Below are 15,530 nucleotides of genomic sequence, written 5' to 3' on the forward strand. Positions count from 1 at the left end.
AGGCTCGGATCGCTCGCGCCAACTGCCCATCACCCTTCCGTCGCCCAAGGCTCCTCCCTCCCTCTCCCCGAAGGGGCGAGGGACTAGGTGACCTTTGGCGCGACACGCGCTAAGGCCCCCTCATGTCCAAACTCCCCGTGGTCGCGATCGTCGGCCGCCCAAATGTCGGCAAGTCGACTCTTTTCAACCGCCTCGTCGGCAAGAAGCTCGCGCTGGTCGACGACCGGCCCGGCGTCACGCGCGATCGCCGTGAAGGCGACGCATCGTTGATCGGGCTCGAATTCCGCATCATCGACACCGCCGGTTACGAAGACCACGACGCGCAGACGTTGCCCGGCCGCATGCGCCAGCAGACCGAAGCCGCGGTCGAACAAGCCGACGTCGCGTTGTTCCTTTTCGACGCGCGCGCCGGCATCGTGCCACTCGACGAAGAGATCGCGCGCTGGCTCCGCACCGCCGACGTCCCCGTCATCCTCGTCGCCAACAAGGCCGAGGGCCGTGCGGGCGAAGACGGCATCCTCGAATCCTTGGCGCTCGGGTTCGGCGATCCGGTCCAGCTGTCGGCCGAGCACGGCGAAGGCCTGGGCGACCTGTTCGAAGGCCTGCTCCCACTGCTCGAAGGCAAGGAAGAGCCGCCCGAGGAACAGCCGGACAACGAATATGAAGGGCCGCTGAAGCTCGCGATCGTCGGCCGCCCGAACGCCGGCAAGTCGACGCTCGTCAACCGCATCCTTGGCGAAGACCGCATGATCACCGGCCCCGAAGCCGGCATCACCCGCGATTCGATCAGCGTCGATTACGACTGGCACCCGACCGGCGGCGAAGCGCGCAAAGTCCGCCTGATCGACACGGCAGGCATGCGCAAGCGTGCCAAGGTGCAGGACAAGCTCGAGAAGATGTCCGTCGAGGACGCGCTCCATGCGGTCGACTTCGCCGAGGTCGTCGTGCTGCTGCTTGACGCGACGCTGGGATTGGAAGCGCAGGATCTCCGCATCGCCGACAAGGTGCTGCAGGAGGGCCGCGCGCTCGTCATCGCGCTCAACAAATGGGACATCGCCGAGAGTGCGTCGTCGCTGTTCAACGGCGTCAAGCGGGCGCTTGAAGACGGCCTGAGTCAGGTCAAGGGCGTCACCGTGATGACCGTGTCGGGCGCGACCGGCAAGGGCATCGACCAGTTGCTGCAAGCGTGTTTCGACACGCGCGATGCCTGGTCGAAGCGCGTCGGCACCGGCGAACTCAACCGCTGGTTCGAGCGTGCGATCGAGGCGACCCCGCCGCCAGCGCCCGGCGGCAAGCGCATCAAGATGCGCTACGTCACGCAGGTCAAGACGCGTCCGCCCAGCTTCGTCATCTTCGGCACGCGCGTCGATCAGTTACCGGCGAGCTACGAGCGCTATCTGGTCAATTCGATGCGAAAGGACCTGGGCTTCGGCGCGGTCCCGGTGCGCCTGATGTTCCGCGCACCGAAGAATCCGTATGACGACAACGGCAGGGGCGGCGGCGGCGGCAACTAAGGCGGTGATGCCAAGCGTGGTCCGCATCGATGCCAGGGGCATGCGCTGTCCCTGGCCCGCGGTGCGGCTCGCGCGGGCCTTGCGCGACGGTGCCACGACGATCGAGGTATTCGCCGACGATCCGCGTGCGCAGGCGGAATTGACCGTGGTCGCGACCGAGGCCGATGCGGAAATAGAGATCGTTTTGGATGCGATTTACCCTGCCTTCCGGATTACCCGCCGGTAGAACCGCAACGTTGTATTTACTCTAGCTGTATAAATGCAGCCCTGACCTTCATGGCGCGGTTGCCGAACGGGAGAAGGCGACTGTGTCGTTCGAGGGAAGCACCCTGATCAATTGGCCCGCGTTCCTGCAGGCGCGTAGCGAACTGGGCGCAGGGTTCGGCCGCATCCTCGGATATTTTCGCGAGGACGGCGTGAAGTCGGTTGCTGCGATCGAGGCGGCGATGCGCGCGCTCAATGCGGCGGCGATGGTTATCCCGGCGCATACGCTGAAGGGTGAAGCACGGCAGTTCGGGGCGGAGCCGCTCGCCGATCTGGCCGAGGCCATCGAGGTCATCGCGCGCGACTGTGTCGAGATGCAGGATACCCCGGACGAGGCACTGGAGCATATCGTACGGTTGCGGCCGCTGTTCGTCGAGACGCTGACGCTGCTCGAGCGTGAAGCCAATCCGATCGTGGCGCGCAAGCCCGTCGCGGGGGGCGGGTTTGGTCGCCGCGCCGTCCCCACCGGGTTCGGCGAGGAATAAAACCGTCGCCGGACCGGCGGAAAAATAGCGAATAACGCTGATTTCCCTGTCACCCCGCCTTTCAGCTAGATGACAGGGGGATAGGTCAGCCCTTCAGATACGGAGCCGCGCCAGCCTTGGGCGAGTCATGCTCCGAGATCGAGTTGAGCTGGATGTAGTTGTGGATACCCATCCGCGCGATCATCTCGAACTGGCGCTCGAGCGTGTCGACATGCTCTTCCTCGCTGGCGAGGATGCGGGCGAACAGGTCGCGGCTGATGTAATCCTTGACCTCTTCGCAATACGCGATCGCGCCCTTGAGCTGGACGGTGGCCTCGACTTCGAGCGCCAGATCCGACTTCAAGACCTCCTCGACGGTCTCGCCGATGCGGAGGCGGCCGAGCAGCTGGAAGTTCGGCAGGCCGTCGAGGAAAAGGATGCGCTCCGACAGCCAGTCGGCGTGCTTCATCTCGTCGATCGATTCCATCCGCTCGTACTGGGCGAGCTTGTAGACGCCCCAATGCTCGAGCATCCGGTAATGGAGCCAATATTGGTTGACCGCGGTCAGCTCATTCTTGAGCGCCTCGTTCAGGAATTCGATTACTTGGGGGTCGCCGCGCATGGCCATATCTCCGTCACCTCTGACGGTCATGTAGCGGCCTGACACAGATTAGCGCAACCCCCAAAAATGGCGGTTTTCCGGGCTTTTTTAGCTGTTGCGACGCTTATGCAGCGGCGCGTTCCTCGTCGATAATCGCTCGCGCTATCGATGTGCACTGCCCGCATTTGGGTTTTCGGCCCATCGAACGGAAGGCCTGGCACGGTGTCGTGCAACCGCCGCGTGCGCAGTTGCGAACGTCGGATTCTCGTATGGCATTGCAAACGCAGACGACCATGGGACCTCCCTAGCTGTAAGCACGGGATACGGATAATGCGAACCACTCGCAAGCTGTTTTGCGTCTTATTCGCAACTAGTTCGATCGGTTCGTCGTGAACGCCGAACCGCGAATCGGCTGCCACGCGAATCGCGACAGGCTGCGCCACAGCCATTCGAGCGGACCATAGCGGAAGCGATCGAGCCACGGTTTCGACCATAGGAGCATCAGCAGGCAGATCGGCACGACCACGAGATAGAGCTGGGCTCGCGACAGTGCGCCGTACAGCCCGAAGCCGTACCCGTAGAACAGGGTGGTGCAGAGGATTGTCGTGCCGAGATAGTTGGAGAATGCCATTCGGCCTGCTGCCGCGACGCGAGTCGTCAGCCAGCCGCAGGGCCGTGCGAGCAGAATGATCGCTGCGGCGTAGCCCATGATCGTGAGTGGCCGAAGCGGGGTTGCGAGCGCGAGCCACGACAGCGCGACATAGCGCGCGTCGAACCCATGGCCGATGTCGAACGCCGCGATGGCCGCATAGCCGATCCAGCCGACCCCGATCCCAACGACCGCAATCACGGTGTAGCGTCGCCGCGACCATTCCCCCGTCAGGAACCCCGATCGCAGCCCCGCCATGCCGAACAGCATGAAGCCTAGCGTCTCCGGACCAGTGGCGGTGAGGGACGTGATCGATCCAGCTGCGTGCGTCCAACGCCACGCGACCAGATCGCGCCATCCGCCACGTCCGATGGCGAGTTCGCGGGTGACGGAGGCGGGGGAGGGCTGGCCGAATTGATCCGCCAACAGCTGCCAGTTCGTGATTACGCGCGCCGTTGCGTCGGGCCGGTGCGCGGCGCCGTGGAGGTCGAACGTGTAGGCGACGAGCGTCGTCAGCTCGACCGTCTGGAACGCGATGCAGGCGAGCCCGACGCCGATCAGCCAGCGCACCGGCAACCGCGCGAACATGTACGCGATCGCGCCGACCAGCGCGTAGTGCGCGAGGATGTCGCCCCACCACAGCAGGTACAGATGCGCGACGCCGAACACGAACAGCCACGCCATGCGGCGCAGGTGGACGGTCGCGGGGTCATCACCGCTCGCCTCCGCGCGGTCGAGCACCAGCAGCATCGACGCGCCGAACAGGAACGAGAACAACCCGCGCATCTTGCCGTCGATGACGATGAAGGTGGTGGTCCAGGCGATGAGGTTGGGCGTGCTTGGCCAGCCCATCGAGGCGGGGGTCATGTAGGCGAATTCGGGGAAGCCGAACGCAGCGATGTTTGAGGCGAGGATGCCCATGACGGCAACGCCCCGGATGAGGTCGAGCGTCGCGATTCTGGTGGGGGCGGGGGTCATGCGGGGAGAGCGAAGTATAGGAAGTGCAGTCGCTCGCGCGGCGTTTCGTGGGAGCGTCGCATCGCTTGGAATGAGTCGAATTCGACGGCGAGCATGCTGCTGACGGCGACGCCGCGGACGAGGTCGAGCGTGGCGGTTCTGGCGGGGGCAGAGGGCTTGCGGGAAAAGTGAAGTATAGGAAGTGCAGACGCTCGCGCAGCATTTCGGTGAGACCGTCGTACATGCTGGAAGACGGCATGATTGAGCTCGGCGCTGCTGCGGTAGTGGCGGCCTCGGCGGAGGCTGGCCGACACAGGTGGCGCTCGATCTACGCTCGGATCCGGTCGACGCGTCTTGATAGCGCTGTAGGCTTGGAATGCTTCGGTCATGGTTCGACGCTGGCATATCGAGGTGATGTAGGACAGGCCACTTTGAGGGGCATCTAGGCGTCAGATGCCTTGCGGCTTGGTGTGTGGGCCAGCCGGCAGGTCATCTGTTTGACCTGCCATCCCTGCGCAATACTCTGCCGTACCTCGCCTGTTGTCCTTCTCGGCTGTCGCACCCGAAGCCGATCCGCCCCCGTCACCCCAGCGAACGCTGGGGTATCTCTGTTGGCGAGCGCTGCGGCCCGGTGCGGGAGATCTCAGCTTTCGCTGGGATGACGGAGAGGGGGGAGGTCGCCGTGTCCTACTTGAGCTTGATCGCACGACAACTCTCCGCTCCTTGTTCTCCCGCGAAGGCGGGAGCCCAGACTGGGTCCCCGCCTTCGCGGGGAAACATGGTTCGTATTCTTGCCTCACCCAGAAGGGCGACCACCCCGGCGGAGGCCGGGGCCCAATTGGGGGACGATCATGGCTGCGGGCATCGCTTCGTTACTGCGGCTATCCCAATTGGGCCCCGGCCTTCGCCGGGGTGGTTTCTTTCAGGACGGAGCGCTTCGAATTACTCGCTACCGAATCCATCACGCCAGCGCGGCGTCAACCCCCATCAGCTTCGGGAAGAACCCCTCGTGCGCGGTCCGCAGTGTGTCGAGCGCGATGACGTCGTCGCGGTCGGGGCGTTCGAAGATCAGGCGCTTGCCGCCGGTGCGACCCAAGGGTTCGGCCTCGACGTCGGCGGCATGCGCGGCGCCGAGGAAGTCGAGCAGCGAATGGTCGTCGACCGTCACGATATAGAGCCCCTGGTCCTCGGCGAAGAACGAGCGCGCGCAGTCGAACGGCTGCTTCCGGTCGATCATCGCGCCGATCCCGCCGGCGAGCGCCATCTCGGCGAGCGTCACGGCGATGCCGCCGTCGGAGACGTCATGTACCGCGGTCAGCTGGCCCAGCGCGATCGCTTCGCGGATCAGGTCGCCGACGCGGCGTTCGGCGGCGAGATCGACCGGTGGCGGCGGGCCGGCGTCGAGCTGTTCGCGGCCGTGGCATTCGCGTAGCCAGAGCGACTGGCCGAGATGGCCGCCGCGCGTGCCGACCGCGAGGATGATGTCGCCCGAGCCCTTGAACGCGATCGTCGCATTCTTCTGCCAATCCGCCAGCAACCCGATCGCGCCGATCGCCGGCGTCGGCAGGATCGCCGAGCCACCGCCGGTCGCCTTCGATTCATTGTAGAGCGAGACGTTGCCCGAGACGATCGGGAAGTCGAGCGCGATGCAGGCGTCGCTCATGCCTTCGAGGCAGCCTACGATTTGCCCCATGATCTCGGGGCGCTGCGGGTTGGCGAAGTTAAGGCAGTTGGTCACGGCCAAGGGCAGTGCGCCGACTGCGGTCAGGTTGCGCCACGCTTCGGCGACCGCCTGCTTGCCGCCCTCGACCGGGTCGGCGAAACAGTAACGCGGGGTGCAGTCGGTGGTCATCGCCAGCGCCTTCTGCGTGCCGTGGACGCGGACGACCGCGGCGTCGCCACCGGGGCGCTGCACCGTGTCGGCGCCGACCATGTGGTCGTACTGCTCCCAGATCCAGCGGCGCGAGGCGATGTCGGGGGAGCCCATCAACGTAAGCAGGTCGGCGGCGATGTCGCTGCTGTGTGGCGCGTTTGCGAGCGGTGCGGGCTTTGGCGTCGGGACGTGCGGGCGATCGTAGAGCGGCGCTTCGTCGGCGAGCGGCCCGAGCGGGATGTCGCAGACGGTCTCGCCCTTGAAATTCAGCACCATCCGGCCGGTGTCGGTGACGCGGCCGATCACCGCGAAATCGAGTTCCCACTTCTTGAAGATCGCCTCGGCCTCGGCTTCGCGGCCGGGCTTCAGGACCATCAGCATGCGCTCCTGCGATTCCGAGAGCATCATCTCGTACGGCGTCATGCCGGTCTCGCGCTGCGGCACGTCGTCCATCGTCAGCTCGATGCCGACGCCGCCCTTCGACGCCATTTCCACGGCCGAAGACGTCAGGCCCGCGGCGCCCATGTCCTGGATCGCAACGATGACGTCGGTCGCCATGAGTTCGAGGCAGGCCTCGATCAGCAGCTTCTCGGTGAACGGATCGCCGACCTGGACGGTCGGGCGCTTGGCGTCCGAATCCTCGCCGAAATCGGCCGAGGCCATCGTCGCGCCGTGGATGCCGTCGCGGCCGGTCTTGCTGCCGACATAGACGATCGGATTGCCGATGCCGCTGGCGGCCGAGTAGAAGATTTTGTCCTGGTCGGCGATCCCGACGGTCATCGCGTTGACCAGGATGTTGCCGTCATACGCCGAGTGGAAGTTCACTTCGCCGCCGACGGTCGGCACGCCGACGCAATTGCCGTAGCCGCCGATGCCGTGGACGACGCCCGAGATCAGATGGCGCATCTTGGGATGATCGGGGCGGCCGAAGCGGAGCGCGTTGAGGTTGGCGATCGGCCGCGCGCCCATCGTGAAGACGTCGCGCAGGATGCCGCCGACGCCGGTCGCCGCACCCTGGTACGGCTCGATGTAGGACGGGTGGTTGTGACTCTCCATCTTGAAGATCGCCGCCTGGTTGTCGCCGATATCGACGACGCCGGCATTCTCGCCCGGGCCGCAGATGACGCGGGGGCCCTTGGTGGGGAGCTTCATCAGGTGGATCTTGCTGGATTTGTAGCTGCAATGCTCGGACCACATGACCGAGAAGATGCCGAGCTCGACCATGTTCGGCTCGCGGCCGATGGCGCGCAGGACGCGCTCATATTCTTCAGGGGACAGGCCGTGGTCGGCGACGATCTGCGGTGTGATCTCGGTCATGGGGCGGGCTTTAGCGGGGTGGGGGGCGTCCGTCACCTGTGCGAACCACGACAATGTGGTTTGGGACCGTAATTATCCCGCTTATGGCTTGGCGGCGCGCAACGTTTCGTTGATCCGCGACTGCCAGCCGGGTCCGCTCGCGCGAAACCTTTCGAGCACGTCGTTGTCTAGCCGGAGGGATACGAGCGACTTGCCAGAGGTTACGGGGCCCTTTGGCCGGCCGCGCGACTTACTGCCGTTCGGAAAGGCCGCTGCCAATTCCGGGAATTCTGCGATCGGCCGTGCCCGCGCAAAATCGGCTTCGGTCCATTCGGGATTGTCATCGTCGAATACGACCTCGGGGGTATCACCAGCCATAACGGCGCAACTCCTTCGCATGGGCGCGGCGCAGGTGGGTTTAAACGAAAGCGTCGTTCGTTGCCATGTGCCGGGCCGGCCCCTCCAGATCCCGTCATCCTGACGAAAGTCAGGATCCAGGGTAACCGAGTGCGGAGCCTTGTGGCTCTGGGTCCTGACTTTCGTCAGGATGACGGTGGGGGGAGAGTGCCGCGGTGAATGATCGGCCATAGGGCAGAGCCGCGGTTTGCGACGCCCGCTGATCGCCGTATCAACCGTAAGGCGGCTGCGTGTAGCCCTTGGGGCTTAGCGTGAAGATGTCACATCCCGTTTCGGTAATGCCGATCGAATGCTCGAACTGCGCGGACAGCGAACGGTCGCGCGTGACCGCGGTCCAGCCGTCGTCGAGCAGCTTCACGTCCGGGCGACCGATGTTGATCATCGGCTCGATCGTGAAGATCATGCCGGGGCGAAGCTCGGGACCGGTGCCGGGCTTGCCGACATGGACGACTTCGGGGGCGTCGTGGAACAGGCGGCCGACGCCGTGGCCGCAGAAATCGCGGACCACGCCGTAGCGGTGCTTTTCGGCGTGACGCTGGATCGCGTTGGCGACGTCACCCATGCGGTTGCCGGGCTTGGCGTGCTCGATGCCGATCATCAGGCATTCGTAGGTGACTTCGACGAGGCGGCGCGCCTTGATCGGCACGTCGCCGATCAGGTACATCCGGCTCGTGTCGCCGTGCCAGCCGTCGAGCAGAGGCGTGACGTCGACGTTGACGATATCGCCTGATTTGAGCGTCTTCTCGCTCGGGATGCCGTGGCAAACGACGTGGTTGATCGAGATACAGACGCTGTGCGTGTAACCGCGGTAGCCGAGCGTCGCAGGCACGCCGCCGCCGGCGACAATGAAGTCGTAGATCAGCCGGTCGATCTCGGCTGTGGTCACGCCCGGCACCATGTGGGGCACGATCATGTCGAGCGTCTCGGCAGCAAGGCGACCCGCCTTCATCATGCCTTCGAAGGCGGCGGGGCCGTGCAGCTTGATGGCGCCGGTGCGTGCGTCGGGCTGGTCCGAGGTGACGGTTACATATTCGGTCATGACGCGCGATATAGCGTGGCGGGCGCGGTTTTGCGAGGCTATGCGAGGGGCATGGTAGAGGAACGCATCTGGACGGCCGCGCTGACGATCATCGGCGACGAGATCCTGTCGGGCCGCACGCAGGACAAGAACGTCGCGCAGATCGCGGCCTGGCTGAACGTGCAGGGCATCCGCCTCGCCGAAGTGCGCGTGGTCGCCGACAAGACCGAGGCGATCGTCGAGGCGGTCAACATCCTGCGCGCGCGCAACGATTACCTGTTCACGACCGGCGGGATCGGGCCGACTCACGACGACATCACGGTGGATGCGATCGCCGAGGCGCTGGGCGTCGCGGTCGAGCATCATCCGCGCGCGATGGCGGTGCTCGAGGCCTATTACGCGACGCGCGGCGGGCTCACCGAGGCGCGCGCAAGGATGGCGCGGGTGCCGGTCGGCGCGGACCTGATCGACAACAAGGTGTCGGGCGCGCCGGGGATCCGGATCGGCAACATCTTCATCATGGCGGGCGTGCCGCACATCACCGCGGGGATGCTCGACGCGCTCACGGGCACGCTGGAGGGCGGGCGCCCGGTGGTATCGAAGACGATCGGGTGCTGGGTCGCGGAGAGCGAGGTCGCGGATATCCTGCGCGATGCCGAGAAGACGCATGAGGGCGTTGCGATCGGCAGCTATCCGTTCTTTCGCGATGGCAGGACGGGCGTGAATTTCGTCGTGCGGAGTTCGGACGAGGCGCTGGTCGACCGCTGTCTCGCGGACCTGACGCGCGATCTTGAGGCCACCGGTCGGGTCGTTACCGCACAGGGTATCTGACGCGGCTCAGGCGCCCCATTCGGGACCGTCGGGATCGGGATAGAACAGGTCGGGATCGTATGGCGCGGAGCGTGAGGGCGGCGGGGACTCGCCCGGTTCCGGCAGGGTAGGCGCGCCGCCGCCGAAGCGGATACGGACATAGCCCATGCTGCCGGTCAGCGCCTGGAACACCGCGACATGCTCCTCCTGCTGCATGCGCCGCCCGATCAGCGGCGCGCGTTCGGCCGACAGATATCCCATCTGCACGCCGCGCAGGCTGAAGACGGCTACGGCGTTGGCGTCGTGTGGGTTCTTGGGTTCGCGCCGCAGGTCGACCGGTTCGCCGGGCTGACAGAGCAACAGCTCCATCCGCCGGTTGCTCTTGCTCTTGTCCGCGTTCGGAAAGTCGATGCCGACCACGCTGAGCGTCAATTCGTCCATGCCGTACACTAGGCCGGCACCACGCGGATCGAAAGTCTCGAAATGCGTGGGCCGGCTTGGTGGTGGTCGGTTCAGAAGTCGAAGCGTGCCGACGCTGAGATCGTGCGACCGTTGATCGAACGCGCGCGGACGATGCCGTTCGCGGGGATCGCGGCGTCTTCCGCCTCGGTGATGCCCTTCACGTTGAACAGATTGTTGGCGTTCACGTTGAGCGTCACGCCGTCGGTCGGGCGCACCGACAGGAAGCCGTTGACCTGCGTATAGCCGGGCATCTTCAGCTGGTTGACCGGCTGCGTGTAGCTCGACGTGGTGCCGATCACGTTGGCACCGATCGTGAAGCGGCCCAGATCGATCTGCGGCGTCGCCTGATAGACGAACTTCGCCTGCCGCTGGGGACGGTTGCCGTCGATCGTCGCATCGGTCGCGTCGCGCGTGATCTTGGCATCGGTATAGGTGCCACCCGCCGCCAGCGAGAAGATCCCGCGCCGCACACGGCCCTCCAGCTCGACGCCGGTCGCCTTGTAGTCGCGGCTGGTGAACTGCTGCTGCGACAGGAGGTAGTTGGTTTCCTGCGTCTTGGCGTGGAAGACGGTGGCGTAGAACGCGGCGGCACCGACGTTGATCTTCACGCCGCCCTCGGCCTGACGGACGAAGTCGTATGGCTTGGCGCCGTCGACCAGATCTCCGGTGGTGGTATTGACGAGCGGACCGAACAGCAGGCGATCGGCGTTGGCGCGACCGCCGCGGCTGTACCGTGCGAACAGCGCCATCGTCTGCGACAGGCGATAATTGGCGCCGAACGAGTAGGACAGATAGCCATAGTCGTACTTGATCCGTGCGGTCGTGTTCGCCGGGATGAAGGCGACCGAGCGCTCGGGTGCGCTGATGACGCCGTTGCCGTCCAGGTCGAGCGTTTCGAGCCCGCTGACCCCCGTCACTTCCGCACCCGAGATGCTGCCATGCGCGCGCCCGAAGTCATAGCGGACGCTGCCATCGACGTTGAACTTGCCGATCTCGTAGCCGAGCTGCGCGAACGGGGCGTAGGTGTCGTACTGCATGTCGTACGACCGGCGGCAGCAATTGCCGAAGAAGGTCGCCGAATAGCCGGGCGAGCCGTTCTGCGTGACCGGAACGCCGGCGGCGGTGCGGACGTCGACGAGCACCGAATCGCCATTGCCCTGCACCGACTGGAAGAACGAGTTCCACAGCCAGTCGGTCTTCACGTCCTGTCGCGAGGCATAGAAGCCGCCGGTGACGCTGACCTTGCCGCCGCCGAGCGCGAAATCGCCGTTGAGACGCAGATCGTTGGTGATGTTGTTCAGGCTTTTCAGGTCGACGTCGAACAGCACGACGCTGGCGAGCAGGCCGTTGCCGCCCAGCGTCGACGGCGTCGTGATCCGCTGTCCCGCCAGCGGGCCGCTGCCGTAGAACAGCTGCGCACCGGCGCCGGCGAGCCCATTGGCGGTCGTCTGTGCATCGCCGACGCTGGCAGGGAAGGGCGACGTGAAGTCGCCCGAGATATCCGAATACCGGAACCGATCGGTCAGGTTCCAGCCGTCGGCGATCTCAACCTGGCCCTCGAACCCGACCGACTTCACGACCGGGTGCATGCCCTGGGAAAGGTCGCGACGGGTAGGCTGGTTGTCGCCATCGAGCGTCAGGACGTTCTGGATATAGCGACTGTGGAGCGTATCCTCGTTGATCGAGAAGTTCGGCAGGTTGGTATAGGTCGGATCGCTGTTCGTGCCCGTCACGCGGACCGGGTTGGGCAGGTATGCGATACCGCGGTCGTCGAGATACTTGCCGTACAGGCGGACATAGCCGCCGTTGAATTCCTTGGTGATGTTCGCCTTGATCTGCCCGCCGCGCATCGCGTCGTAGCCGACGTTGCGCGGGCCGTCGCCCAGCCGGTAGAACCCGCTGAGCTCATAGCGGGTCGACGGATCGATATGGCCACCATAGGCGAAATCGGTGCGGAATTCGCGGTAGTCGATCCCGCTCGAGATCTGGAAGGCGCCGCCATCCTCCTCGCCGGTCTTCGAGATGAAGTTGATGATGCCGCCCGGCGAATTGGACGAGAAGGTCGACGCCGAACCGCCGCGCACCGACTCGATCCGCGAAAGCGACAGGTCGGTCCGCAGGAAGATGTCGGCGTTGCCAAAGACGATATCGCCGAATTCGAGGATCGGCAGGCCGTCTTCCTGAAGCTGGAGGAACTTCGAACCGCCTGACGCGACCGGCAGGCCGCGCACCGAGATGTTGGCATTGCCTTCGCCACCCGACGCCTCGACCCGGATGCCGGGGAGGTTGCGCAGGATGTCGGCGGTGCTGCGCGGTGCGAGCTTGGTCGTGAGGTCACCGCTGATCGAGCTGACCGATACCGACGTGTCCAGCCGGTTCGTGCCGCGCGCGACGCCGGTCACGACGATGTCGGTGTTATTGTCCGTGGTGGCCGACTGGTCGCTGGGTTGCGCTGCAGTCTGGCTGGTCGCCTGGTCCGTGGTCCCCGCCTGAACGGCTGGGGCCGTCTGTGCCGCGCCCGCCTGAGCAACCAGCATCAGCGCCGTACCCGTGAGCAAATTCGTGATCCGCATTATGCCTCTCCCTTTGGAATCGTCGCGTGCCACGCGATCTGCAAGGCCTCCATATTTCTACTGCAACCGATTGCAACACATTTTCTGCAATCGGTTGTATTTTGGCGTCGTGATGCGGTTTTTAGCACGTCGGTTTGCTCGTACGAGTCTGGCAACAGGCACAAACGCTTACATATGATCATGAAAATAAGGGAGGCGTATCGTTCCCGGCCAGAGGGCCGTCATCGCTCGTTCGGGAGCCTTTGCAGTTTGCTCTGGATCTTTCGTATCCGACCTGTTCCAACTGGCCGATCGCAACGCTTGCTCGTCTCATCGACGCGCGAACCGTGCATCGATCTGCCCTGTTTTCGGCAAACCCGCTTTCTCTCTTTCGGTCCTCAAGGAGTTTTAATGGCGATCACCTCTATCTCGCGGTTGTTGCTGAGCGTTGCCACGCTGACGCTATCGGTGCCGGCGTTCGCACAGGCTGCCCCGCCCGCGCCGGCCGGCACGCGTTACGGCAGTTTCGGGATCGATCTCACCGCCGCCGACACGTCGGTGAAGCCGGGCGACGATTTCTGGACCTATGCCAACGGAAGCTGGAACAAGCGGACCGAGATCGCGGCGGATCGCACATCGGCCGGCGGCAGCGTCATCCTGGCCGACCAAGCCGAGCAGCAGGTCCGCACGATCCTCGACGATGCGGCGCGTGATCCGGCGGCGGTCGGCCCCGGCGCCAAGCAGTTCGGCGATCTCTATGCGAGCTTCATGGACGAGGCGGCGATCGAGCGCGCCGGTGCGGCACCGCTGAAGCCCTATTTCGCGAAGATCGACGCGGCGACCGACAAGCAGAAGCTTCAGGTGCTGTTCTCCACGGTCGGCTATGCCGCGCCGGTCGAGGTCGGCCAGCTGCCCGATCCCGCAGATCCGAAGCGGTATGCGGTTGCCGCGGGGCAGGGCTCGCTCGGCATGGGCGGGCGCGACTATTATCTGGAACAGGGTCCGAAGTACGACACTTTCCGCACCGCGTACCGCGCGTATGTCGAGAAGATTCTGACGTTGTCGGGCATACCGGACGCGTCGGCGAGGGCGGACCGGATCGTCGCGCTCGAAACCGCGATGGCTAAGGTTCAATGGTCGCCGGTCCAGTCGCGCGATCTGAAGGCTATGCTCAAGCCGATGGACGCCGCCGGTCGCAAGGCGCTCGCGCCGGACTTCGATTGGCCGCTGCTGATGTCGACCGCGGGCTATGGCGATTTCCCGATCGTCTACATGACCAATTCGACCGCGCTGACCGAACTCGGCAAGCTGTTCGCCGGCACGCCCGTATCGACGTGGCAGGACTGGATGAAGTTCCGCCTCGCGTCGTCCAGCGCGAACGTGCTGCCCAAGGCATTCGACCAGGCGAGCTTCGAGTTCTTCGGCAAGACGCTCGCCGACCAGCCGCAGCAGCGTGCTCGGTGGAAGCGCGGCATCGCGATGGTCAACGGCACGATGGGCGAGGCCGTCGGCGAGGTCTATGTGAAGCGCCATTACCCGCCCGAGAGCGAAGCGAAGATGGGCGAGCTGATCGCCAATCTTCGCGCCGCGTACAAGGAGCGGATCGGCGCGAACGGCTGGATGGATCCGGCGACCAAGACGCAGGCGCTGGCGAAACTCGCCGCGTTCGATCCGCGGATCGGTCATCCGGTCAAGTATATCGACTATGCATCGCTGAAGGTCGTGCGCGGCGATCCGCTCGGCAATGCGATCCGCTCGGGCGAGTTCCAGCATCAGCTCGAACTGTCGCGGCTCGGCAAGCCGGTCGACCGTACGCTCTGGGGCATGACGCCGCAGACGGTGAACGCCTATTATGATCCGCTCAACAACCAGATCACCTTCCCGGCGGCGATCCTGCAACCGCCCTATTTCGATCCGAAGGCCGATGCCGCGGTGAACTACGGCGCGATCGGCGCGATCATCGGTCACGAGATGGGCCACGGCTTCGACGATCAGGGAAGCCAGTTCAGCGCGTCCGGCAAGTTCGAGAACTGGTGGACGCCCGAGGCTCGGGCCGCGTTCACGCAGCGTACGGCGGCGCTTTCGAAGCAGTATGACGCGTATGAGCCGATTCCCGGCGTGCACGTAAAGGGTGCGCTGACGCTCGGCGAGAATATCGGCGATCTCGGCGGCGTGGAGACGGCCTATGCCGCGTATCAGAAATACCAGGCGGTGCACGGCAAGGCACCGGTGATCGACGGGCTGACCGGCGACCAGCGGTTCTTCCTGTCCTATGCACAGGCGTGGCAGGCGAAGCTGCGTGAGGGCGCGGCACGGGCACGGCTGCTGACCGATCCGCACTCGCCGCCATTCTACCGCGTCAACGGCATCGTCCGGAACGTCGACGCCTGGTACACCGCGTTCAACGTGAAGCCCGGCGCGGCGCTGTATCTGGCACCAGCGCAGCGCGTGCATATCTGGTGACGCGCGGCGGCGTTGGCGCCGCCTGATCGAAACCCGATGGTTCGTCCGGAGCTGCTTTTTTGAAGCGGTTCCGGACGAACGGACGGGGAGTCATGTAGCGTCCGGGCTGTTTCGACATTCGGTGGTGGAGCGGCCCGATCTGCACCGCGTCCTGTTCGCGAAATCTCGATGTGCCCACCGTTGAGCCGTC

General features: G+C 65.0%; 13 protein-coding genes. 5 read left to right on the top strand and 8 right to left on the bottom strand.

The features are described from left to right. The first annotated feature begins 122 nt into the window (after positions 1 to 122). The 3 genes from der (at position 123) to C8J45_RS09350 (ending at position 2,263) form a co-directional block, all read left to right on the top strand. A complete protein-coding gene (der, locus tag C8J45_RS09340; RefSeq protein ID WP_107962946.1) occupies positions 123 to 1,514 on the top strand; it encodes a ribosome biogenesis GTPase Der in 1,392 nt (463 codons plus the stop codon). Between the two features lie 7 nt (positions 1,515 to 1,521). Beyond that, positions 1,522 to 1,740, top strand: coding sequence for a sulfurtransferase TusA family protein (locus C8J45_RS09345; protein WP_107962947.1), 219 nt, complete (start codon positions 1,522 to 1,524; stop codon positions 1,738 to 1,740). Positions 1,741 to 1,822: 82 nt separating this feature from the next. After that, positions 1,823 to 2,263, top strand: coding sequence for an Hpt domain-containing protein (locus C8J45_RS09350; RefSeq protein ID WP_107962948.1), 441 nt, complete (start codon positions 1,823 to 1,825; stop codon positions 2,261 to 2,263). An 85-nt stretch (positions 2,264 to 2,348) separates the two neighbouring features. Here the strand turns inward: C8J45_RS09350 and bfr are convergent, their stop codons facing one another. The 6 genes from bfr to map all read right to left on the bottom strand — a co-directional run bounded on the left by bfr (position 2,349) and on the right by map (position 9,074). Further along, a complete protein-coding gene (gene bfr, locus C8J45_RS09355; RefSeq protein WP_093399561.1) occupies positions 2,349 to 2,864 on the bottom strand; it encodes a bacterioferritin in 516 nt (171 codons plus the stop codon). 103 nt (positions 2,865 to 2,967) lie between these two features. Next, positions 2,968 to 3,138: a bacterioferritin-associated ferredoxin gene (locus C8J45_RS19590; RefSeq protein WP_082441433.1), complete on the bottom strand. Its 171-nt coding sequence runs from the start codon at positions 3,136 to 3,138 to the stop codon at positions 2,968 to 2,970. A gap of 75 nt (positions 3,139 to 3,213) precedes the next feature. Continuing rightward, positions 3,214 to 4,470, bottom strand: a complete 1,257-nt coding sequence (locus C8J45_RS09365; protein WP_107962949.1) for a DUF418 domain-containing protein — start codon at positions 4,468 to 4,470, stop codon at positions 3,214 to 3,216. Positions 4,471 to 5,410: 940 nt separating this feature from the next. After that, positions 5,411 to 7,639 (bottom strand): phosphoribosylformylglycinamidine synthase subunit PurL, encoded by a 2,229-nt coding sequence (purL, locus tag C8J45_RS09370; protein WP_107962950.1) that lies wholly within the window; start codon positions 7,637 to 7,639, stop codon positions 5,411 to 5,413. A gap of 81 nt (positions 7,640 to 7,720) precedes the next feature. Further along, positions 7,721 to 7,996: a BrnA antitoxin family protein gene (locus C8J45_RS09375; protein WP_107962951.1), complete on the bottom strand. Its 276-nt coding sequence runs from the start codon at positions 7,994 to 7,996 to the stop codon at positions 7,721 to 7,723. 250 nt (positions 7,997 to 8,246) lie between these two features. Further along, complete coding sequence (map, locus tag C8J45_RS09380) at positions 8,247 to 9,074, bottom strand: type I methionyl aminopeptidase (RefSeq protein ID WP_107962952.1); 828 nt, start codon at positions 9,072 to 9,074, stop codon at positions 8,247 to 8,249. 51 nt (positions 9,075 to 9,125) lie between these two features. Between map and C8J45_RS09385 the strand changes: the two genes are divergently transcribed. Next, complete coding sequence (locus C8J45_RS09385) at positions 9,126 to 9,884, top strand: molybdopterin-binding protein (RefSeq protein ID WP_107962953.1); 759 nt, start codon at positions 9,126 to 9,128, stop codon at positions 9,882 to 9,884. A 6-nt stretch (positions 9,885 to 9,890) separates the two neighbouring features. On the opposite strand, the gene C8J45_RS09390 is transcribed toward C8J45_RS09385, so the two are convergent. Beyond that, positions 9,891 to 10,304: an HIRAN domain-containing protein gene (locus tag C8J45_RS09390; protein WP_107962954.1), complete on the bottom strand. Its 414-nt coding sequence runs from the start codon at positions 10,302 to 10,304 to the stop codon at positions 9,891 to 9,893. Positions 10,305 to 10,375: 71 nt separating this feature from the next. Further along, complete coding sequence (locus tag C8J45_RS09395) at positions 10,376 to 12,898, bottom strand: TonB-dependent receptor domain-containing protein (protein ID WP_258191378.1); 2,523 nt, start codon at positions 12,896 to 12,898, stop codon at positions 10,376 to 10,378. 390 nt (positions 12,899 to 13,288) lie between these two features. Between C8J45_RS09395 and C8J45_RS09400 the strand changes: the two genes are divergently transcribed. Next, positions 13,289 to 15,340 (top strand): M13 family metallopeptidase, encoded by a 2,052-nt coding sequence (locus C8J45_RS09400; protein WP_181321173.1) that lies wholly within the window; start codon positions 13,289 to 13,291, stop codon positions 15,338 to 15,340. Positions 15,341 to 15,530 lie beyond the last annotated feature (190 nt).

Source organism: Sphingomonas sp. PP-CE-3G-477, from assembly GCF_003050745.1.
Lineage (GTDB): Bacteria > Pseudomonadota > Alphaproteobacteria > Sphingomonadales > Sphingomonadaceae > Sphingomonas.